Genomic DNA, 22,025 nt, shown 5'->3' with positions numbered 1-22,025 from the left:
ATTGTGAAAACGAAAAATGCGACTTTCATGGAGACAATGATTGGTGAGAAACAGGGCAGTAATTCACTGACGATGATGCTGCTGAAAGGACGGACCCTGATTGTACTGATATTATTGTTAATCTTTTTCAGCATAGTAACACCAAATTTCCTGTCAGCCAATACATTTTTGCTGCTGGCAAAACATGTTGCTCTATACGGTATTTTGGCAATCGGGATGACGTATGTTATTATTACGGGAGGGATAGATCTTTCAGTTGGCGCTGTTGTCGGACTTGCAGGTATGGTTGCCGGCGGGATGATTCAAAACGGGATAACGCTGCAGGTATTTGATGTGACTTTATATTTTAGTATTCCGCTGGTTATTTTATTTACACTTTTGGTAGGTGCTGTTGTCGGGCTGATCAATGGGATAACTATTACCAAATTCGGTGTAGCGCCATTTATAGCGACGCTGGGAACGATGTATATTGCCCGCGGTTTTGCTATGCTGCATTCTAATGGGGCGACCTATTCCAATATTATTGGCAACGATGCACTGGGAAATGTCGGGTTTACACTGCTTGGCGGGCGGGTCATGGGAATTCCGGTAGGTGCGATTATTTTGGCAGTCATTGCTGTTGCCGCCGGGATTTTGTTGAAGAGAACGACATTCGGCTGGCATATATTCTCTATAGGCGGCAATGAAAAAGCGGCTAAATTGTCAGGTGTGAAAGTTGATAAAGTAAAAATCCTGGTATATATTTTTTCGGGAGTCTGTGCTGCTATCGTGGGAATTATAACGGCTTCTCAGTTGGAAGCGGCTCATCCGGCTTCGGGAGAAACATGGGAAATGAATGCTATTGCCGCAGCTGTGCTGGGCGGAACATCCATGATGGGCGGTATCGGCACTATTGGCGGGACGATAATCGGTGCTTTTGTCATTGGTGTTATTTCGGATGGTATGGTCATGTGCGGGGTATCTGAATTCTGGCAGATGATAATTAAAGGCCTGGTTATTATTCTTGCTGTCATAGTAGATCAATTCCAACGTAATATGGAAGCGAAAATAGCATTGCAGGCAAGAAATGATACTAAAGGCGAAGAATAATGTAATATGTTTTTTTAACAAAATACTGCGGAGGAAAGAAGAATGAGAATTGCAGTAATCGGCTCAGTCATGATTGATTTGGTATCATATGCGGATAAAATCCCGGAAGCGGGAGAGACAAAAGAGGCCGATGATTTTTTTATAAATTGCGGCGGCAAAGGGGCCAATCAGGCAATTGCGGCGGCAAAGTCCGGAGCGGATGTGATGATGATCGCCAAGGTCGGGGATGATATGTTTGGAAAAACTGCTATGAGAAATTTCTCTCAATATAATGTAGATACGACATATGTGACAAAAGTACCGGGAGTGGGCAGCGGAATGGCTGCAATTCTTGTCGATGCATCCGCACAAAATCGTATTTTGATTTATAAAGGAGCTAATCTTCATCTTCAACCAGCTGATATTGAAAAATCGGCAGAAGCGCTGAAAAAATGTTCTTTGCTTATTCTGCAATTAGAAATACCATTGGAAACTGTCTGTACGGCTATAGAATTTGCCGGGGCGAATAACATTCCGATCTTGTTGAATCCTGCACCGGCTTGTAAAGAACTGCCTGTGGAAACAGCCTGCAAATGTGATTTCTTTGTTCCTAACGAAACAGAACTTGCTATTTTGACGGGGATGCCGGTTTCAACGGACGACGAAATATTGGCTGCCTCAGAAAAGCTTATAAAGCAAGGAATGAAAAATGTTATTGTCACCATGGGGGAAAAAGGGTCTTTGTGGATGGATGCAAAACACTGTGAAAAGATTGCTCCCTTTAAGGTGGTGCCGGTAGATACGACCGGAGCAGGAGATGCGTTTATCGGCAGTTTTGCTGCAAGTTATGTTGAGACAAGGGATATCCCTCTGTCCATGAGACGGGGATCTGCGTTTGCCGCAATGAGTGTGATGAAAAAAGGTGCTCAGATTTCCTTTCCTGTAAAAGAAGAGTTAGAGGATTTTATACAGGCTGATAATTGAATTAAGAATCAAAAAAGCTGCCGCAATTGTATTTGCAGCAGCTTTTTACTTAAATATTTCAGCCTTTAGGCATAGGAAGAACGATATGGATTATACCTGCAGCCCAAGGCGCAAGTTCATAAGGAGGGTATAAAAGCCCTATATACATGCCATCAGGACGCTTTAAAAGATAATAGTCAGCGGGGATATAAGTTATTTTACTGATTTCATCAGCCGAAAGAGAGGCTGTGCCATCTCCGCCATAGATTTTTGCAGTATTGTTATCAATGGATTCCTGAAGCTGCTGAGGAGTGAAAACAAGATAATGTTCCAAAGGTACCTGTTCTCCGGTAGTTTTATCATATACAGCACCATGGATATAGTAGCTGCCATGGGCGGCATGGTCGTGATACCGATATTCATTGAAGGTCAATGATAAGGTCTGGCTGTCCTCATAATGGAGCTTGTAACTGAAACTGCTGGTTACATCGTCGCTGCTGTCGAAAGCTGCACGCATATCGGCAAGATAAAGTTCTATGTCTTTGTTGATTTTGTAACTGGCATCAAAATCAGCTGTTCGCACGATTGGATATTCGGATTTTTCGTTGCCAAGATAGAAATTGACACTGGTGACGTCACTGGGAGTGATTTTTTTACTGCCGGCATAAACTGTACCCATACAGAGTAAAACAACGGTGAAGAGCATAAGAGTCAATTTAAAAATTACTTTTGGCATGGTGGTTCCTCCTTCATATATAATCTATTCATTATAATAAAAATAACATTAACGGATAGAATTAGTCAATGAAAAATCATTTTTTTTAGAGCATTTTGATATATTAAAAAAATAATATAATAAACAAAACAGTGTTTTTATATCATCAGCATATAGTTGCTATGCAAGAAAATCATAGAAGGTATTACTCCTTGGCATGATACACTTTACAGGAAGTTTTTTATGTTATAATGTGTACAAAAGATCTGTTGATGGAATTATCTTGCAGCGATTGGTATCGTCAGAATTGAGAAAAGGTCATCTGCCTGTATTCTGTGTCTGAAAATAATGGATTTGCAGAAGATAAAGTCATCATGCGGGTTATTTTCATCGGCTGATATGGAGGAATTTATATGAATTTTGTGTGTTCGGATTGCGGTCATAAGGAAAGTGCGGCAACCTATAAAGCTAAATGTGATAAATGTGGGGGATTGTGGAAGCTTGATTATACGGCTCCTAAATTTGATTTGGAGAAGATTGATAAGGACACTTGGAACATTTTTCGCTACCGGGAATTTATGCCTGTAGAGGGTGATTCCTGGCGGAATATTTCATTGGGGGAGGGCATGACCCCTATTATCAATTTCGATGATGATGTTTTGTTTAAAATGGACTATTATATGCCCACCTTATCTTTTAAAGATCGCGGCGCGGCAGTTCTTATATCGCATTGTCACAGCATAGGTGTGAAGGGCGTAGTGCAGGATTCCAGCGGCAATGCAGGAGACAGCGTGGCGGCATACTGCGGCAGGGCAGGCATAAATTGTGAAATATTTGTACCTGACAGTACATCGCCAAAAAAAGTAGGCATGATTCGTGCACATGGTGCTGTCTGCAATGTAATACAAGGGTCACGTGATGATTGTGCCAATGTGTGCCGGGCGAAAGTGGAAAAAGAAGGCGGCTATTATGCCAATCATGTGTATAATCCATTTTTTTATGAAGGAACAAAAACTTATATTTATGAAGTTTACGAACAATTAAAGAAAATCCCAGAAAATATTATAGTACCACTTGGCAACGGAACATTGCTCATCGGCGTGATCAAGGCACTTGAAGAATTTCTTTCGGCAGGTATTATTGATAAGATGCCAAAAATTATTGCAGTTCAAAGTGAAGCCTGCGCACCTTTTGTGGAAGCAGTGAAAAGAAAATCCGCAGTCCCGGTGCAAGTGCAGGTAAAACCAACTTTGGCGGAAGGTATTGCCGTCGGTGTACCGATGCGCGGCAAAGAGATATTGGAATATATTTATAAGTACGATATAACAGTACTTGCCGTTCCGGAAGAAATGATATTGCCGACACGCGGCAAGCTTGCGGCAAAGGGAATTTTTTGTGAGCATACAACAGCGGTCAGTTATGCGGCATATCAGCTTTACTGCAAACAATTCGGCAAAATGGGCAAGTGTCTCATTCCGATGTGTGGCGCAGGATTGAAATCTGAACCATGGTGATTTATTATATAATATAAGTATGCTGTTATTAAAAGGGTCAAACGCAGAGATTATTGAATTTCTGCGTTTGACCCTTTTAATGATTATTTTAACTTTCCTGTTGTTTGCGGATGTCGCGCCAATGCAGGATACAGCGCACTCCATGATGCAGATGAGGTACGGCAAAACAGCGATTGCAGGCAAGGCAGGAAGACTTTTCAGCCGTCCCCGCCGCAAACCTTGTCAATATGTCCGGCTCGCAGATCAATGGACGGGCCAAAGAAATAAGCGGTATTTTGCTGTCAAGCACTTTTGCTATGTCATCGACGCTTTTGATGCCGCCGACAATGCTTATCGGCAGAGGCGCACTCCTGGCAAATTCCGCTATTCTGTCAAAATAGTACAGGGAGTCTGCACGTGGCTGATTGATAAAGTCCACGCCGCTCCATTCGACAAATTCCACGTCTAATTCACGGCATTTATTCATAACATAATTCATATCTGCGGCATAATCGTTGTTATCTGTATCGGTATCGTTATTTATTTTAATGGATACCGGAAAATCAGGACCGCATTTTTCTTTTATGCCGGCTATAATTTGTGCGCACAGACGAAATCGGTTTTCAATATTGCCGCCGTATTCGTCACGGCGTTTGTTAAAAGTTTTATCTATAAAGCGTGATAAAAGATAACTGTGTGCTCCGTGTAGTTGTACACCGTCGACACCGGCCCGCTTCAGGCGGCTGGCTGCATTGATAAATGCTGTTTTTATATGACTGATTTGTTTAAGTGACAGCTCTTCTGCATGGTGATTTTTGGGTAAATCACCTGCACTGACATCGAAAAATTCCTCTGTATCGATAGCACGCGGTCCGGCATGATTTATTTGCGGCATGAAAAGACAGTTATTATGATGTATTAGCGCTGCTGCTTTGCTGAATTGAGCGATATATTTGTCATCGTCAATACGTATCTGTTCTTTGTTAGCAAGGCCGCCGGCAAGTACACAGCAATGTCCGCTTATGATAAGGGCGATATTATTGCTGGAAAGTTTTTCATACATTTGAAATTCCAGATCCGTCATGAAACCGTCTTCCGAGCCTAAAAAACTATGTACGGCTGAGCGAATGAAGGGGTTTTTTAATGTTAAATGCGAAAGTTTTGCAGGTTTGTCTAGGGGAATCATTTCTTACGTCCTTTACAAAAAAATAATGAGAATGTGTTGAAAGAATTTTGGCTGTTGAGGAAGTTGTAGATACTAATACGTATCCGCTCTGTATGAATGCTGATTTTCATAAGAGCGGATTGGATGAGAACAGTTATTTATTATTATTAGTTCAATCGTTTATACGTTTTATGTTTGCGCCCAGGCTGCAAAGTTTGCCGACAAGATTGTCATAGCCGCGGTCAATGTGATGTATATAGCCGATTCTCGTTTCGCCGTCAGCTACAAGTCCGGCCAGCACCATAGCAGCTCCTGCCCGCAGATCAGTAGCTTTTACCTGACAGCCGAGAAGATGGGCAACTCCTTCAACGACAGAAGTTCGTCCTTCTATCTTTATATTGGCGCCCATTCTTTTTAATTCATCAACATGCATGAATCTGTTTTCGAAGACGGTTTCGGTTACGAGACCGGTGCCTTCGGCAACGGTCAGCATGGCCATGAATTGTGCCTGCATATCTGTAGGAAAACCGGGATACGGCATGGTTTTAACATCGACAGCCTTAAGCTTTTTAGTGCCTTTTACACGAATGCCCTTTACGTCTTCAATGATTTCGGCACCGGCTTCCGACAGTTTTGCGATGACTGGTTTAAGATGCTCGCTGATAGCGTTTTCAATATATATGTCTCCCATAGTCATTGCGGCGGCGACCATGTAAGTGCCGGCCTCAATACGGTCGGGAATTATAGTATAATTGCAGCCGGTCAGTTTTTTTACGCCTTCAATCTTAATGACGTTGGTGCCGGCACCGCGGATATTGGCCCCCATCATATTGAGAAAGTTAGCTAAATCAATGATCTCAGGTTCCTGTGCAGGATTCTCCAGAAGAGTTTTTCCCTCTGCCATACATGCGGCCATCATGATATTTTCTGTGGCACCGACGCTTGGAAAATCCAGATAGATTTTAGCACCGCGCAGTTTATCCGGAACGGTGGCATTAATAAAACCATGACCTATTTCTATTTGCGCCCCCAAAGCTTCAAAGCCTTTCAGATGGAGATCTATAGGGCGTGTACCGATCGCGCAGCCGCCGGGCAGAGAAATCTTTGAATGTCCGCAGCGCGAAAGCAAAGGACCCATAATGAGAAAAGAAGCCCTCATTTTACGTATAAGTTCATATGGAGCTTCACATGAGGCTATATTTGTACTGTCGGCTGTAAAGGTATGATTGGTTTCATCAAATTTTACAGTAACGCCAAGTTCGTTTAAAACTTCAGAAATCGTTTCGACGTCGTCCAGACAGGGAACTTCTTCCAAAATACAAGGATGGTCCTGACCCAATAATGTTGCAGCGATAATAGGCAGGACAGCATTTTTTGCACCGCTTATTTTAACACGGCCGCAGAGTTTTCTGCCACCGTTTATGACTAATTTTTCCAATTTATATCCCCCGAAAAATGCTTATATCTCATATAGTTTACCATTTAAAAATACATATGGCAAGCCTTATCTTACGGGCTGTAAACGCTTTGTAAAACAGGCAGGAAGGAGCATTGCCGCAAATGTATTTTTGCGATCGCTGTTGAAAAAAAAGACAGTATGCACTACACTTTTATTGAAACTAATATGAGGGGGAATTTATTTTGGATAAACGTATAGAAACACTGGCACATAATCTTATAAATTATTCTACACACCTCGAGGTAAATGAAAAAATACTTATCGAGGTATTTGACGATGGAATAGAGCTGGGCAAGGCATTGGTAAGAGAAGCCTATAAGGCTGGTGCGGTGCCTTTTCTTAGTGTAAAAATGCAGGAATTGCAGCGGGAATTAATTATGGGTGCTAAAAAAGAGCAACTGCAGTTCATTGCGGATTATGAGTCTATGCGCATGAAAGGGATGAGTGCTTATATCGCGGTGCGCGGCAGCAATAACGTCAGTGAAATGAGCGATGTTCCGCAGGAAGAGATGAAGCTTTATCAAATGTATTGGCTCAAACCGGTACATGGTGATATCAGAGTACCGCAGACAAAATGGTGTATCCTGCGTTATCCGAATTCAGCTATGGCGCAATTGGCGAATATGAGCACAGAAAAATTTACGGATTACTTTTTTGACGTATGCAATCTCGATTATGGCAAAATGCATGAAGCTATGACACCGCTGAAGAAACGTATGGAGAAAACGGATAAGGTTCATATAAAAGGACCGGGCACGGACATAAGTTTTTCCATAAAAAATATGCCGGCTGTAAAATGCTCCGGTGAATGCAATATACCTGACGGAGAATTGTACACGGCACCTGTAAAAAATTCTGTAAACGGAACTATAACCTATAATACGCCGGCGGTTTATCAAGGGGTTACTTTTGAAAATATATCACTTACTTTTAGAGACGGAAAAATAATAGAAGCAACAGCAAATAAAACCGCAGAACTGAATAAAATTCTCGATACGGATGAAGGTGCCCGCTATATAGGCGAATTTTCTTTTGGTTTGAATCCATATATAACTTTTCCAATGAAGGATACCTTGTTTGATGAAAAAATAAGTGGCAGCCTGCATTTTACACCGGGCTGTGCCTATGATGACGCCGATAATACAAATCGGTCATCCGTTCATTGGGATCTTGTGCTGATTCAGACGGAAGCTTATGGCGGTGGAGAAATATATCTTGACGGTGAGCTGATAAGAAAAGATGGCATATTTCTTCCCGACGATCTGCAATGTCTCAATCCGGAAAACTTGAAATAGTATTTTGTGACAGATTGGCAAACCATACTCATGAAATGGCAGGCAGCTTTATTCTCCATATTGAAGTGCCTGCCATTTGTAATATATGGCAGATAAGACAATTTTGATTCTGCGCGTAATATTTTATAAAAGGTTCTTTATCGCAGACAGCAGCATAGAACCGTTGTGCACTTCCCTGTCGGCAAGACTGGGAACGGGGCAAGTACGCTTTCTATGGTTAAACCATATGGTTTTCCAGCCAGCACCATTTGCGCCCTGGATGTCAGTTTCATATGTATCGCCTATATACCAGGTTTCGGCAGCGGATATGCCTAATTTCCTTTCAACAAATTTGAAGATTTTTGCATCTGGTTTCAGATAACCAGTATCTTCCGATATAAAAATTCTGTCAGGGGAAAACCATTGCTCTAAATGCAGAGCGTTGATCTTTAGATACTGAGACTTTCGCATGCCGTTTGAAAGCAAAGCAATAAATATGTGTTTTGTCCTGCAAAAATTGAGTATTTTAACTATATGCTCCGGAATTGATATATGGGACTGATAATACCGATATTTCGTTTCAAAACATTCCGCGGCTTTTCTTGATATTTGAATGCCAACGTCATGGTATGTCTTTTTTATACGGAGATAAAAACAGTCCTCATGAGGAATAAGCCCCTTTTTTTCTGCTTCAAGTATTTGGTCCGAATATATTCTGGAGAGCATAAACAATTTATTACAATCTATATTTTTGTCGTAATATAAATCTTCATGAGCTTGCCGGAAGGGCTGCATCAAATTGTAAAGAGTATCATCCATATCAAAAATAATATTCAAAGTAGCGCTCCTTTTCTATTTAAGGTAAATTTGCAGAGAAAAGTAAATTGGACAGAATATAAAAACCGAATACAGCAAGGCCGGACGCACCTGCAATTATGATACAGCATAGTAATGATTATAGCAATGAAGGCAGAATATTACGTCTATTCTGCCTTCATTGCTGTTCTGTTATATCATGTCACTTCATTAGTTTGGAAGTAAGGCCTTTTAGGTTAAAGCATTCAACATAACGGTCAATAGAATTTTTAATTTTATATATTACATATTTTTCTCCGTCGATTCCGTTGGCGGCCAGATTATCATATAATTTTGCTGTTTCCTGTTTTACTCGATCATTGTTGAATGTGTAATGCCCGCTTATTTCAGTGATAAGAAGCGTTAATTTCTTATCTTTAAAAATTTCTTCGGGGGATAATTTGTCTTTACCGTCAACCATCCATTTTTTCCAACGACCGCTTTTTACGGCTTCTTCCTGTAAGGCTTTACGCAGATCGGAAGCTTTATCCAGAAGTCCCTGTTCTGTCAGTCTGTTTTCGACCTGAGTGAGTTTCAGATATGCCTGCGTTTCAACGGTACCGAATTCAGGAGCCACATTCATTGCTGTTACCCCGAGTGCAGGGTGCTCCAGTAAAATCGCATCGTCAAGATAATCGCCATTATGTTCTTTCAGGCCTACATCATATTTTTTTGCTATTGAAGACAGTTTTTTGCATGAGGTAGAATCAACATGCCCCACATTCTCGGTGAGACGCGTGAGAGTTCCTGTATTTCCCACAATAAACGCAGGGTGGGGGAGATTCCTTTCATCAAGCCGTGAGGTCAACGCTTTTATAAATTTTTCGTAGTTTTCACTGGAAGTCAGCCCGCCGTTAGTTTCTTCTGTTCCCACTTCATAACTGATAGCCGGAAGGCTGCGTGCTATACGTTCTTTTTCTACATACTCTATTAATTCTACGGTGCGATCAATATTGACGTTCATGTCAATAACTTTACCGACGGTATAAGGGTCTTTTGTAGGATCAATATGCAGAAGATCGAAGTTATTTATCAAATCTATTATATATGATTTTTTGCCAAGTGTCATAGCTTCTTTCTCAGGCAAATGCGCGTTGCGTTCGCTGTCACGCTGCCAGGGACCGCCATGATCGCGGCAGAGGTAATAAAGGCCGGTATAGTTTATTTCATCTGCTGCCTTTTTAATTGCGTCAGAAAAACGTTTTTGGTCCCAGCTGCATACATAACCACCGCCTAATTCATCGGCATCCACTTGATTACGGCTGGCGATAAACATTAAGGGAAAATCTTTTTCCTTGGCAAGCAGCATGGAGGCCTTCAGCAAATTTATTGACATCGGTCCGATACCCAGCAAACTGGCTTTGTTTTTGCCTTTCAGGGTTAACATTTTTTTTACGACTTCATTTAACGTAATTTTATGCATTGTGAAGAACTCCTTTGCGTTTACTATATTATTTTATATCATTGGTCTCTATATTCGGCCGCAGGATATGCAGACAGATGGCTGTGACTACCACACCCACAGCCATATCAACGGCATACCATAATGGGGCTTTATTGACTGCTGCGATGACGATGAGTCCTCCGTGCGGGACCATGCATTCAACACCATGCATCATGCCGAGGCCGGCGCCAACGGCACTGCCGATCATTATGGATGGGATGACTGTTTTCAGACTTTTAACGGCAAAGGGTATAGCACCCTCGGTGATGCCGATAAGTCCCATAAAAGCCGCAGATGGTCCCATCCGGCGGTCATCCGCCCCCCATTTGCTGCGTGATACAAAAGTGGATAATGCTATACCGAGCGGAGGGACTGCAACTGCGATGCGATAAGCTCCGTTCGGACCGTATATTCCTTCTGCCATAAGTGCCAGCGTAAAAGCTGTTGCGGTCTTATTGACAGGACCACCCATGTCGAAGGCCGCCATGGCACCGAGAATCAATCCCAGGATTAAAGCGCTGCCTCCCTGCATTCCGGACAATAGGTCTATCAACCATCTCATGGCAGCCCCTATCGGTCCTACCAGTATATATATATATATCAGGGCAACGATCACTGTGGTGACAATGGGGATTATCAATATCGGCATGATCGCTTTGACAGTATCACTGACCTTCCATTTTTTCACCCATCTGGCAAGAAAGCCGCATAATACTCCCAACAGCATTGCTCCCAGAAAACCGGTCTGTACATGATTTTCTCCTATTGGGGTATTGGCTATGAAGCCGGTGATCATACCGGGGGTTATGCCGGGTTTCCCTGCAACAGAATAAGCGATATAGCCAGACAATATCGGGATCATCATGGAGAAACCGGCACTGCCGATAATGCCGATATTTTGTAAAAACGGGTTCGTGACTACCATACCCTTGCCTGCGGTGGCATCGCCGCCGGCTAACGAGAGCGCAAGACATATACCGCCGACAACGACCGTGGGCATCATATAAGAAACGCCTGTACTGAATGCTTTAGTCAAGTCGTCGATGAAGTTTTTCATAGTAGCGGACATCGTTCCATCCTCCTTAATATATGCAATATAAATTATTTTATTAGACCTATTGCTTTGTCGATGACAGCGGCGGGGTTGCGAATGACTTCTGCTGGATTCAATGTCAGGATTCTGCCCTCATCATCTTTTTCTTCAAAACGTTCTTCTCCTTCTATACCTATAGCTATAGCCATGATCACAACGTCAGCATCGGCAATTTCTTCTTCGCTCAGCTCGTTGTCAATCCCCATACCGCCCTGAGTTTCGACTTTTACGTCATAGCCTCTTTTCTTACATTCTTGTTCAATGGCTTCCTGCGCCATATATGTGTGGGCCACGCCCGTTATACAGGCAGCTACTCCTACAATTTTCATATAAATCAAGCTCCTTGTGTTTTAATAATGAATTAAAATTCCCGGTTAATAGAATTTAAAAGACTGAAGGCATCTTCATTTGTTTCACAGTCGAACAGCTTTTTTCTGAATTCATCGTTTATAAGTTTTTTGCTGACTTCGGAAATGGCCTTCAGATGTAATTTATCAGTATTTTTTTTTGGTACACCTATGAGAAATATTGCTTTTACACGATCTTTTGTGTCAGAGTCCCATTCAAACGGTTTTTTTACGGTTGCATAGGCAATAAATGCCTCTTTTACAGCATCTGTTTTCCCATGAGGGATGGCAATCGCATAGCCTATCGAAGTAGAAATTTCCGATTCGCGGCGCAGCACAGTTTTGATAAATTCGTGTTGGTCAGTTAATAGCTTGGCTTCATCAGCTTTTGAAGCAATAAAGCTGATGACTTCGGAACGATTTCGGAATGGCTGGTTAATAAAAATCAGATTTTGTCTGATCACTTTTCACATCTCCCATGTTATGAACTCAGCAAATGAGCTAATTTTTTTCTGAAAATTTTTGCATCTTCATGACCAAATTTTTTGATTTCACTTCTTATATTTGAATGGACCATTTTCTTGTAAAAGGTTGAAAACAATGTCAAATTTGTCACAAATTGCTCCTTGGAAACGGCAAACATAAAAACATAGCGCACATCCGATATTTCCCAGTGTATTGGTTTGTGAAGACGGACGATAACCAATTTACTTTCTTTGACAAAATCTGGATTACCATGCGGGATCGCGATCGAGTCTACATCTGTCGAAGAGATATTTTCTCTTTCTATGACGCTTGCCAAATAGTTTTCTGTTACTAAATTGTCGTCATGAAGTGCGGCAACGGCACTTTTTATGATGTCATTACGTGAGTCGGCCTTTTCCACATCCAGTATTATTGCGTGCATAATGAAAAGTGCTAATAAATTATTGATGCAGTGCATTTCTATAAAATATTTTATTTGCCTGAGTTCATTTTGTGTAAGCAAAGGAGAAATGTAAATTACAGGAATACTTTCTGATTTTATGTTTTCTGTACACAAAACAAGATCAGCATCAATTGTTTTCAGCTGCAGAAAATGCTGAATGGATATGGTATCGGCAATTTCCACGGCGTGAAAGATTCTCTCGACCTTGGTTGCGATCAGACTTGCGGCAGCCATGCCGTAATGACATACAACCAGAATACGAAGTTTTTTTTCACCGCTTTTCATTCGTTCGATTCCCGCCTGAAAATGCAAGGTCAAATAAATCATCTCATCATTGGAGACCTTGTATGAAAATCTTGATGAAATCACTTCAGCTGCAACAGTGGAAATTTCGAAACCGAGTGGATATTGATGCATTATATCGTGCCAGCTGTAATCAGGAGAAAATGCTTTTAATAAATCTCTGCGCAGAACTGTGGTGTAAATATGGATGGAAAGGCCGTTAAGCAGTTCATGATCGGAACTGAAATCTATTGATGTGCGTTCGAGAATTTTTTGAAATATCTCATTTATTACGTCACTCATATCCTGTACAAAGCGAGCGCTGTCTGACATTCTTTGTTTGCGCAGTGTCATAAATAAATAACAAAAATAAAAGGTTTCATTTTTATCACTGAGACACAGTATGGAAGACATTTTTTCAGCTGCCGACAAATATTCTCTTTCTTTATGCATGCCGTGAACAATATCAAAGAAAGCAGCTTCTATACGCATTTTTGGATAATTACGATGATAAAAGCGGATATAGAGGATCTGCAGAAAGAGCTGGCATACCGCTTCGTCAGTGAAGGTAAAAGCTGAAATGCCTTGAAGATAATTAAGCGCATCCGTCCCTTTCGAGATATCGTCAGAAGTAATATACCGCAGAATGGGGAAGTGTCTGACATGAAATTGTTTCAGCTCTTCATTAAAATCGATGCCTTGAATATACGGCTTCATAATCTCCGCGAAGCGGCTTCTTCTTTCGGCTTGGGTGGCAGTGCTGCGGATGCCGTAATGACGTACTGACTGCAATTCCTCAGGGTATTTTTTTAATAAGGCTGCCATAATTTTTTCGATAAGTGATTTGCTGACATATAAGGTATCAGCTATATCCTGCAAAACAATGAAACTATCATTAAAAAGCAGCATTAAGATTATTTGTTTCTCAAGCGGAAATTCAAGCATCAGGCCGGCAGTTTTTAATATATAAGGCATGTTCTCTATACCGTATATATGCAGCTGGCTTCCCGGCAATACTTCCGCCGTGGTACCATAACCCTGCATGAAATCGTTTATGTTTTGCAGATCTGATTTGACGGTTTGCATAGAAATATTCATAATTTCGCCAAGTTCCTTCAAGCCGGCTTTCGGGTTCTCAAGTATGTATTTCATGAGATTTACTTGTCGTCTTATTAATTTCATGTTATTCCCTCCGTCTGGACCAATCATAACAAATCTCTCCTTTCAGTAAAACTCAATATAATTTTGCAAATCCCAAAAAAAATGTGGGTTTTATTTTTTTATGTAATAATAAAAAAATCTTGCAAAAGCAATGATCCATATAAAAAACTACTATTGCGATATATATTCTAACATTTAGAAATGTTTATCAAAATAGAAAAGATTTTAAGCTATTGTTAACTTTTAAAATTATATAGTTGACTATAGCTTATTTTTATGATTTAATAATTAACGAAAAGGAAGAGCTGGCTTGATATATATGTTTTTATTGATAAATTAATAATGCAGGAGTTGGTGAAGTATGTTTGAAAAAATAAATCAACGAGAAATCGTTTTATGCGGACTGTTTACGGCATTGATAGCGATAGGAGCATTTATAAGAATTCCGGTGCCGGTTGTACCGTTTACTCTGCAATTTTTATTTACGATGCTGGCTGGACTTTTGCTCGGCGGCAGATTTGGGGCTATCAGCGTAGGTGTATATGTACTGCTGGGGCTTATCGGTATGCCGATTTTTACTGAGGGTGGAGGTCCGGGGTATATATTGCAGCCTACCTTTGGTTATCTGATCGGTTTTGTCCTGGGCAGTTATTTGACAGGCTGTATTGCCAAAACTAAAAATTGCCCGTCATATAAAAGGCTTTTGGCGGCAAATTTGGCGGGGCTTATCATTGTTTATGCATGCGGATTGTTATACTGTTATTTTATTAGCAATTTTTATCTTGGAAAGTCAGTAAGTGCATGGATGGTATTTTTGTATGGGTTTGTTCTGGCTGTGCCGGGAGATTTTATACTATGTGTATTGGCAGCTGTACTGGGGAAAAAGATGATTCCTGTTTCTTGGTTGATATTGAGAAAATAATGCATTGAGGGGAGAAGTATTATCAGAATGAAAAGAAAAGCAAAAGGGCTGTTTATAACAGCTACGGGAACGGATGTCGGCAAAACATATGTAACGGGATTGATAATAAAAAAACTGCGTGAAGCAGGCTTGAATTGTGGTTATTATAAAGCAGCTATAAGCGGAGCGGACAGTGTGGGTGAAAGTGACGCCGGGTATGTAAATCGTATTGCCAATATTGGACAAACCGATAAAATGCTGGTGCCATATCTTTACAAAGAAGCTGTATCACCTCATTTGGCAGCACGCATAGAAAAAAATCCCGTAGAACTGTCTGTGGTAAAAGAAGGTTTTAGTAAAAACGCACAGCAATTTGATTATCTTACAATGGAGGGCAGCGGCGGTATAATCTGCCCTATTCGCTATGATGCGCGGCAAAAATTGTTTCTGGAAGATTTTATTAAAGAATTCTCTCTGCCGTCTGTTATTGTAGCGGATGCGGGGCTTGGTACAATAAATGCGGTTGTGCTTACGGTGGAGTATATGAAAAATCGTTCTTTGCCAGTAAAAGGGATCATTCTTAATAATTATATGGGGGGAACTATGCAGGAGGATAATATCAGGATGATTGAGGCTATGACAGGGATAAAGATCGCGGCACTTGTGAAGGATGGCGACAAAGATCTTGATATAGAGGCAGAGGCGTTAGCTGCATTTTATGAATGATAATAAAGGTGAGGTGTATTGAATGAATAAGCTTGTTGAAGATGATCTGAAGTATATATGGCATCCATGTTCGCAAATGAAAGATTATGAGGAACTGCCGCCTATAGTTATTGATCATGGAAAAGGCAGCTATCTCTATGACATCAACGGCAATGAATATATAGATATTATCAGCTCCTGGTGGTGTAATTTATTGGGGCACTGCAATCAGGATATAAATGACGCAGTAAAAAAGCAACTCGATAAATTGGAGCATGTTATTTTTGCCAACTTGTCACATGCAGCGGCTATTGAATTATGCAGAGAACTGATAAAAATAGTGCCGAAAGGATTGACTAAATTTAATTTTTCTGATAATGGTTCAGCATCAGTGGAATGTGCATTGAAAATGGCATTTCAATATCATGCTCAAACCGGGCAGTCAAGGCGGACAGGCTTCATGTGTCTGTCTGAAGGATATCACGGTGAAACGATAGGTGCGCTGTCAGTGGGCAGCATGGATCTTTATGCTAAAATCTATAAACCTATGCTCATGGAAACGATCCATGTAGAAGCACCGGACTGCTATCGCTGCCCGTATGATAAAAAGAGAGAAATATGCGGTTGCGAGTGTTTTGAGAAAGCCGAGGCAGCATTTGCCCGTTATGGGCAGGAAACAGCTGCGATGATCATTGAACCTCTGCTGCAGGGAAGCGCGGGGATGAGGATATATCCGCCCCTTTACTTGAGGAAACTGCGGAAGCTTTGCGATGAAACGGGTGTGCTGCTTATCGTCGATGAAATAGCCACAGGTTTCGGACGCACAGGAAAGATGTTTGCCTGTGATTATGCAGGGATAACTCCCGACATTATGTGTATTTCCAAGGGATTGACCGGCGGCTATATGCCGATGGCAATGACAATAACTACTGAAAGGATTTATGCTGCTTTTTATGCGGATTACAGTGAAGGGCGGGCTTTTATGCACAGCCATACATACAGCGGCAATCCTCTCGGCTGCAGTGCGGCGCTGGCAGTGCAGAAAATACTGCGTGAAGGCCGGGTATTGGAACATGCACAAACTACGGGCAGGTATTTACATGCTAAACTCAAGGAAGCTCTGGGAGACTATAAGAATGTCGGAGAGATACGCCATATAGGACTTATTAACGCTATTGAACTGGTTCGAGACAAAGACAGCAAAGAACCATTTGATGCCGGACTGCGTACAGGCTATCAGATATATAAAGAAGCTTTGGAAAAAGGATTATTGCTGAGACCGCTTGGCGATGTGCTGTATTTTAATCCGGCGCTTAATATAGACGAAAAAACACTGGATAAAGCTGTGGAGAAATGTGAAGCGGCAATACGGATGATATTGGGCTGATACATATTTTTGTAATGTATCATTTAAAGAAAACCGGGAGATTTTTACCGGTTTCTTTTTATCCGGGGACTACTATTCATGGTATTTTATTTGCACATTCAAATATTATAAAAGTTATTTCTGGTTGTGTTGCAGCGATAATTGTTTTAAAATAATTTTTGTAGCAGGAAAATATAATTTGACGCTGCACAAATGGTGCATGGCGAAGAGAAACACTAAAATTTCGTATAAACCGAAATATAGGGTGAATTCTCAAAATAATATGTAAAATTAAATTGAGGAGGAATTTTATGAAATTATCAATAGTGGAGTCCATAGGAATTGATGAGAAAAAATGTCAGGAGCTTACAAGGAAGATATTGCATGACAGGATTGAAGTGGCATATTATAACAGCCCCGCCGATGACAAAGAAAAGATAAAGCGTTCTCAGGGAGCGCAGGCAGTTATGATTGCAAACAGGCCCTATAAGGACAATATTCTTGAAAAATGTCCGGAACTTGAAATGCTTTCAGTTGCATTCACCGGTGTTGATCATGTGGGGATGGAATATTGTCATAAGAAGAATATAATAGTGTCAAATTGTGCCGGTTATGCCAATGAAGCTGTAAGCGAGCTAGTCCTTGGCATGTGTATTGCGCTGTATAGAAAATTGGCTGAATGCGGCAAGGCTGTATACGAGGGAAAGACAGGAGCGGGACTTTTAGGACTGGAGCTTGCGGGCAAAACATTCGGTATTATCGGGGCCGGTGCTATCGGGATGAAAACAGCTGCATTGGCAAAGGCCTTTGGCTGTGAGGTATATTGTTATAAAAGAACTCCTCCGCAAAACAGCGAGTATAAATTTTCTGACATGGATAGTATTTTGCGTACTTGCGATATAATTTCTTTGCATATGCCGCTTAACGACAGCACACGCGGAATGATAAATGCCGAAAAAATAGAATTGATGAAAAAAAATGCTATTCTGATAAATACAGCAAGAGGACCTATAGTTGATGCAAAAGCGTTGGCGCAGGCACTTGAAAACGGACAGATTGCAGGTGCAGGGATTGATGTTTTTGATGGTGAACCGCCTATACCGGAAGACAATCCTTTGCTGAAAGCACCAAATATTGTGCTGACACCGCATATAGGTTTTGCCACGAAAGAAGCATTGGAAAAAAGAGCTGTTATTGCATTTGAAAATGTGGCTGAGTGGCTTGATGGAAAACCGCAGAATGTAATGTAGCAGTATGAAATAATTGTTTTGACGGGCATTATCGGCAGAAATTGAAAGGAATATCAACTTTTTTTATCTGGTTGAATAGAAAGTATAAATATGTAAAAGGATTATTATATCTGGGGATAAATATGATGCTTATCGGCATCATAGCATTTTTGAAAACCTTCAGGCTGATATGGATAGAATCAGCCTGAAGGTTTTATCTATTTAATTTCGATATGATATAGTAATTACAGGCTATAGAAAAATAAATCTAAATGTGAAAATATTAACATATAATGATAATTATTTTCACATTTAGATTGTATAAGAACGTAATATATTGTAGACTATTTAAGTAAATAAAATTGAATTATTCATAGCTAAGTGTAATAATTTCAATGGTTCATGGGTTATAAAATAAATGTATGCAATAAAGGGTGAACTTGATGATTTTTTCCAGAGTTAAAAAAGTAGATGAACGGGCTGATGTGGATGCATTGTTACAAAAAATGAAGATCGTACGGGATAATCTCAGCCGGAAAAATTATAAGCAGCAAATCAGCATTGCCAGTGATGATGACAGAGTACTGCAGATAGCAGCGGTGCTGAACGATATTGTTTCCATGTGCGGGCCGGGACAGGAAAAAGTCGTGGTAAAGAATGATTACGCCGAACAGTTGGCGCATGCAGAGACAGAAAATCAAAAGCTCAGGGAAAATATAGCTAATATAGAAACAAGGCTGAAGCTGGTTAACAGCGCTTCGCAAGTTGGATTATGGGATTTGAGTCTTATAGGCGGTAATCCGGATAATCCGGACAATATTTACTGGTGGTCTGATGAATTTCGTCATTTATTGGGCTATACTGATGAAACTGATTTTCCAAATGTTCTTGAAAGTTGGAGTGATTCATTGCATATTGAGGATAAAAACAGAATATTGACCGATTTGTCAGGACATCTGCATAATTTGTCGGGGAAAAATCCTTATCCGATGGAATATAGACTTAAGCTTAAAAATGGAGAATATCATTGGTTCAGAGCCGATGGCGCTACTATTCGCAATGATAAGGGTATACCAGTCAGGGTCGCTGGTTCAATGTATGACATAACGGAAGAAAAGAATAAGCAGGAGCGGGAAAAGCAGTTGGTAGTACATTCCGAGCAGTTTTCTCAGGCAATTAAGCAATTGTCAGATACAGTGGGCAGTATTGCCGAGTCTGCACAGCGTATGACGTCCGCGCAGCAGACAACAATAGGAATGGTTAAAAAAACAAATCAGAGTGTCGAAGTGGCACAAGGTATAACTTTATTGATAAAAGGATTGGCAGACCAAACTAATTTATTAGGTTTGAATGCCGCAATAGAGGCAGCAAGAGCAGGACAGGAGGGCCGCGGTTTCCAGGTAGTGGCAGAGGAAATAAGAAAACTGGCGGGAGAAAGCACAGAAGCTGTAGGAAAAGTTGACAGCAGTTTGAATGAAATGGTGATCTCTGCAAAATCCATTTCCGAACAGGTACATAGCATGGATGAATACATACAAGTTCAGGCTGCTACTACGCAGGAAGTGAATGCCAGCGTCGAAGAAATAAATTCGATGTTTCAAAGTATATTGAGCTTGGTCAGAGAGTAACAGAACCTTTGGGTCTAAAAATATAAAATAACGGATAGATCTTGTTGAAAATATCTGTTTGGGACTGTATCTGTAAAACTATGTTATACTATATTCGATCAGTCACGTTAAAGGGTATAATAATTAGTAGAAATGAGGAATACGATGAACGGAACAGAACGAAAAAATATTCATCCTGGAAGCAGGGTAAAAATAGTACAGAAACAGCATCAAAAGACAGGTCAATTGACCGAAGGTCTCGTAAAAGATATTTTGACTAATAGTCAGGTGCATCACAGGGGAATAAAGGTGCGGCTTGACAACGGCATTATCGGAAGAGTCCAAGAAATTTTATAAGTGGTCAAAATATATCAGTTTATTCAATATATAGCAGCTTTTGCCGGATTGAGGACAATGGCAGCCGTGAAAAATAGAGACATTAACCAGGTTATTCAGAGCCAGCCTGTTATATGTCTCTATTTTTTATCGGCAGTATGAAGTTTTTATGTGTATAAATATTCCATCATGAATTTTGGCAAATAATATTGCTGCAGAGAACGTATATTTTATAGTTAAGAAGCTTGCTGAAATATTCTTAGAAAAAGTGGAGAATATATGTATTTTCAAATAAAAGCAAGGAATGTTCATTTCTAAAATTATTTCTATGATATATTTATTTCAGGCTGATGAGCCTTTGGTTAAATTTAGGAATGAACGGAGCTAATTAATGATAAAGCGAAGAGTTGTTATTACAGGTATGGGAGCGATTACCTCACAAGGTGTCGGTGTACCTGAGATTTGGAAGAAAGTAAAAAAAGGGATATCTGGTATCAGCAGGATTGAAAAATTTGATATAGAAAGATTTCCATCTAAAAATGCCGCAGAAATAAAAGTGTTCAATGCACAGGATTTCCTCAGCAAAAAGGATATAAATCACATGGATTTATTCATACAATATGCATTGGCTGCCTCTAAATTAGCCGTTGAAGAAAGTAAGTTTACTGCAGCGAGTATGGACAGCAGGAGGGCAGGTTCTATTATTGGAACAGGTATTGGCGGTATAGGAACGATAGAAAAGCAATGTAACATTTTGCATAATAAGGGCATCGGACGAGTCAGCCCTTTTTTGATTCCGATGATGCTTCCGAATATGGCAAATGGGCAGATTGCGATAAAGTATGGACTGGAAGGGTTTTCCGAGTGCGTTGTTACCGCATGTGCGTCATCCAATAATGCTATTGGTGATGCATTTCAGTTGATTCGTGATGACAAAATGGATTTTATGCTGGCAGGAGGGGCAGAAGCCCCGATCACTGAGCTTACTATAGCAGGTTTTACAGCAATGAAGGCTATGTCAAAAACAGAGGATGCAGTTACCGCAAGCCGCCCGTTTGATCTTTTCAGAGATGGTTTTGTTATAGGTGAAGGAGCGGCAATACTCGTATTAGAAGAGTTGGAGCATGCCCGCGGCAGGGGAGCGGACATCATTGCTGAAATTGTTGGATATGGCTGTAATAATGATGCTTTTCATATTACGGCCAATAAGCCGGAAGGAATAGCCGAGTGTATGAGGATGGCATTGGCAGACGCGGAAATTTCTCCAAATCAAATTGATTATATAAATGCACATGCAACGTCTACGCCTTTAGGTGATAAGAACGAAACGGAGGCAATTAAAAAGGTTTTCAGCCGGCATGCAAAAAAGATAGCTGTCAGTGCAACAAAATCCATGACGGGACATCTATTGGGAGCAGCGGGCGGCATTGAAACGATATTAACTGCCAAGGCAATACAGGAGCAATATTTACCGCCGACTATTAATTATAAAGCAGCTGATCCTGATTGTGATTTGGATTATATTCCCAATAGAGGACGCTGTCAAAAATGTTTTGCTGCGTTGACAAATTCTTTCGGTTTTGGCGGACAAAATGCTGCACTGGTACTTCGCCGGATTCAAGAGTGAAAATAAC

At 40.7% G+C, this 22,025-nt stretch carries 20 protein-coding genes; 11 read left to right on the top strand and 9 right to left on the bottom strand.

Annotated features, from left to right (window positions below; genetic code table 11):
* Positions 1–3 precede the first annotated feature (3 nt).
* Together I6758_RS10515 and rbsK are read left to right on the top strand one after the other, a co-directional pair.
* On the top strand, positions 4–1,089 hold the full coding sequence (locus I6758_RS10515) for an ABC transporter permease (RefSeq protein ID WP_330998047.1): 1,086 nt from the start codon (positions 4–6) through the stop codon (positions 1,087–1,089).
* Positions 1,090–1,131: 42 nt separating this feature from the next.
* Complete coding sequence (gene rbsK / locus I6758_RS10510) at positions 1,132–2,052, top strand: ribokinase (protein ID WP_196605209.1); 921 nt, start codon at positions 1,132–1,134, stop codon at positions 2,050–2,052.
* 58 nt (positions 2,053–2,110) lie between these two features.
* Here the strand turns inward: rbsK and I6758_RS10505 are convergent, their stop codons facing one another.
* Positions 2,111–2,767 carry an RsiV family protein gene (locus I6758_RS10505; RefSeq protein WP_196605208.1) on the bottom strand — a complete coding sequence of 219 codons (657 nt, stop codon included), beginning with the start codon at positions 2,765–2,767 and terminating at the stop codon, positions 2,111–2,113.
* 392 nt (positions 2,768–3,159) lie between these two features.
* Between I6758_RS10505 and I6758_RS10500 the strand changes: the two genes are divergently transcribed.
* Positions 3,160–4,260, top strand: coding sequence for a pyridoxal-phosphate dependent enzyme (locus tag I6758_RS10500; protein ID WP_196605207.1), 1,101 nt, complete (start codon positions 3,160–3,162; stop codon positions 4,258–4,260).
* A gap of 88 nt (positions 4,261–4,348) precedes the next feature.
* On the opposite strand, the gene I6758_RS10495 is transcribed toward I6758_RS10500, so the two are convergent.
* Together I6758_RS10495 and murA are read right to left on the bottom strand one after the other, a co-directional pair.
* On the bottom strand, positions 4,349–5,425 hold the full coding sequence (locus I6758_RS10495) for an NADH:flavin oxidoreductase (RefSeq protein ID WP_196605206.1): 1,077 nt from the start codon (positions 5,423–5,425) through the stop codon (positions 4,349–4,351).
* 151 nt (positions 5,426–5,576) lie between these two features.
* Positions 5,577–6,842 (bottom strand): UDP-N-acetylglucosamine 1-carboxyvinyltransferase, encoded by a 1,266-nt coding sequence (gene murA / locus I6758_RS10490; protein ID WP_196605205.1) that lies wholly within the window; start codon positions 6,840–6,842, stop codon positions 5,577–5,579.
* Between the two features lie 203 nt (positions 6,843–7,045).
* On the opposite strand from murA, the gene I6758_RS10485 reads away from it, so the two are divergent.
* A complete protein-coding gene (locus I6758_RS10485) occupies positions 7,046–8,158 on the top strand; it encodes an aminopeptidase (RefSeq protein WP_231038631.1) in 1,113 nt (370 codons plus the stop codon).
* Between the two features lie 123 nt (positions 8,159–8,281).
* Here the strand turns inward: I6758_RS10485 and I6758_RS10480 are convergent, their stop codons facing one another.
* From I6758_RS10480 to I6758_RS10455, 6 genes are all read right to left on the bottom strand, one after another.
* Entirely contained in the window at positions 8,282–8,974 is a 693-nt protein-coding gene (locus I6758_RS10480) for an HAD family hydrolase (protein WP_196605204.1), read from the bottom strand.
* 181 nt (positions 8,975–9,155) lie between these two features.
* Positions 9,156–10,415: a class II D-tagatose-bisphosphate aldolase non-catalytic subunit gene (locus I6758_RS10475; protein ID WP_196605203.1), complete on the bottom strand. Its 1,260-nt coding sequence runs from the start codon at positions 10,413–10,415 to the stop codon at positions 9,156–9,158.
* A 28-nt stretch (positions 10,416–10,443) separates the two neighbouring features.
* Positions 10,444–11,505 carry a PTS fructose transporter subunit IIC gene (locus I6758_RS10470; protein ID WP_196605202.1) on the bottom strand — a complete coding sequence of 354 codons (1,062 nt, stop codon included), beginning with the start codon at positions 11,503–11,505 and terminating at the stop codon, positions 10,444–10,446.
* A 32-nt stretch (positions 11,506–11,537) separates the two neighbouring features.
* Positions 11,538–11,858, bottom strand: a complete 321-nt coding sequence (locus I6758_RS10465; RefSeq protein WP_196605201.1) for a PTS fructose transporter subunit IIB — start codon at positions 11,856–11,858, stop codon at positions 11,538–11,540.
* Positions 11,859–11,890: 32 nt separating this feature from the next.
* Positions 11,891–12,340, bottom strand: coding sequence for a fructose PTS transporter subunit IIA (locus I6758_RS10460; protein WP_196605200.1), 450 nt, complete (start codon positions 12,338–12,340; stop codon positions 11,891–11,893).
* 17 nt (positions 12,341–12,357) lie between these two features.
* Positions 12,358–14,268 (bottom strand): BglG family transcription antiterminator, encoded by a 1,911-nt coding sequence (locus tag I6758_RS10455; RefSeq protein ID WP_196605199.1) that lies wholly within the window; start codon positions 14,266–14,268, stop codon positions 12,358–12,360.
* A 340-nt stretch (positions 14,269–14,608) separates the two neighbouring features.
* Between I6758_RS10455 and I6758_RS10450 the strand changes: the two genes are divergently transcribed.
* From I6758_RS10450 to fabF, 7 genes are all read left to right on the top strand, one after another.
* Positions 14,609–15,169 (top strand): biotin transporter BioY, encoded by a 561-nt coding sequence (locus I6758_RS10450; protein WP_196605198.1) that lies wholly within the window; start codon positions 14,609–14,611, stop codon positions 15,167–15,169.
* Positions 15,170–15,196: 27 nt separating this feature from the next.
* The gene (bioD, locus tag I6758_RS10445; RefSeq protein ID WP_196605197.1) at positions 15,197–15,874 is read left to right on the top strand and encodes a dethiobiotin synthase; all 678 of its coding nucleotides are present in this window, start codon (positions 15,197–15,199) and stop codon (positions 15,872–15,874) included.
* A gap of 22 nt (positions 15,875–15,896) precedes the next feature.
* Positions 15,897–17,240: an adenosylmethionine--8-amino-7-oxononanoate transaminase gene (bioA, locus tag I6758_RS10440; protein WP_196605196.1), complete on the top strand. Its 1,344-nt coding sequence runs from the start codon at positions 15,897–15,899 to the stop codon at positions 17,238–17,240.
* A 290-nt stretch (positions 17,241–17,530) separates the two neighbouring features.
* Positions 17,531–18,469, top strand: coding sequence for an NAD(P)-dependent oxidoreductase (locus I6758_RS10435; RefSeq protein ID WP_196605195.1), 939 nt, complete (start codon positions 17,531–17,533; stop codon positions 18,467–18,469).
* Positions 18,470–18,891: 422 nt separating this feature from the next.
* Positions 18,892–20,076 carry a methyl-accepting chemotaxis protein gene (locus I6758_RS15155; RefSeq protein ID WP_196605194.1) on the top strand — a complete coding sequence of 395 codons (1,185 nt, stop codon included), beginning with the start codon at positions 18,892–18,894 and terminating at the stop codon, positions 20,074–20,076.
* A gap of 144 nt (positions 20,077–20,220) precedes the next feature.
* Positions 20,221–20,412, top strand: coding sequence for a YwbE family protein (locus I6758_RS10425; RefSeq protein ID WP_196605193.1), 192 nt, complete (start codon positions 20,221–20,223; stop codon positions 20,410–20,412).
* A 373-nt stretch (positions 20,413–20,785) separates the two neighbouring features.
* A complete protein-coding gene (gene fabF, locus I6758_RS10420; protein ID WP_196605247.1) occupies positions 20,786–22,018 on the top strand; it encodes a beta-ketoacyl-ACP synthase II in 1,233 nt (410 codons plus the stop codon).
* Positions 22,019–22,025: the final 7 nt, after the last annotated feature.

This window comes from Pectinatus haikarae (assembly GCF_015732185.1).
GTDB lineage: Bacteria > Bacillota > Negativicutes > Selenomonadales > Selenomonadaceae > Pectinatus > Pectinatus haikarae.
This window is presented reverse-complemented; position numbering and strand designations above follow the sequence as displayed.

Coding starts and splice junctions, on each gene's coding strand:
- rbsK (WP_196605209.1), top strand. CDS start 1,132: ATGAGAATTGCAGTAATCGGCTCAGTCATGATTGATTTGGTATCATAT.
- I6758_RS10505 (WP_196605208.1), bottom strand. CDS start 2,767: ATGCCAAAAGTAATTTTTAAATTGACTCTTATGCTCTTCACCGTTGTT.
- I6758_RS10500 (WP_196605207.1), top strand. CDS start 3,160: ATGAATTTTGTGTGTTCGGATTGCGGTCATAAGGAAAGTGCGGCAACC.
- I6758_RS10495 (WP_196605206.1), bottom strand. CDS start 5,425: ATGATTCCCCTAGACAAACCTGCAAAACTTTCGCATTTAACATTAAAA.
- I6758_RS10475 (WP_196605203.1), bottom strand. CDS start 10,415: ATGCATAAAATTACGTTAAATGAAGTCGTAAAAAAAATGTTAACCCTG.
- I6758_RS10470 (WP_196605202.1), bottom strand. CDS start 11,505: ATGTCCGCTACTATGAAAAACTTCATCGACGACTTGACTAAAGCATTC.
- I6758_RS10465 (WP_196605201.1), bottom strand. CDS start 11,858: ATGAAAATTGTAGGAGTAGCTGCCTGTATAACGGGCGTGGCCCACACA.
- I6758_RS10455 (WP_196605199.1), bottom strand. CDS start 14,268: ATGAAATTAATAAGACGACAAGTAAATCTCATGAAATACATACTTGAG.
- I6758_RS10450 (WP_196605198.1), top strand. CDS start 14,609: ATGTTTGAAAAAATAAATCAACGAGAAATCGTTTTATGCGGACTGTTT.
- bioD (WP_196605197.1), top strand. CDS start 15,197: ATGAAAAGAAAAGCAAAAGGGCTGTTTATAACAGCTACGGGAACGGAT.
- bioA (WP_196605196.1), top strand. CDS start 15,897: ATGAATAAGCTTGTTGAAGATGATCTGAAGTATATATGGCATCCATGT.
- I6758_RS10435 (WP_196605195.1), top strand. CDS start 17,531: ATGAAATTATCAATAGTGGAGTCCATAGGAATTGATGAGAAAAAATGT.
- I6758_RS15155 (WP_196605194.1), top strand. CDS start 18,892: ATGATTTTTTCCAGAGTTAAAAAAGTAGATGAACGGGCTGATGTGGAT.
- I6758_RS10425 (WP_196605193.1), top strand. CDS start 20,221: ATGAACGGAACAGAACGAAAAAATATTCATCCTGGAAGCAGGGTAAAA.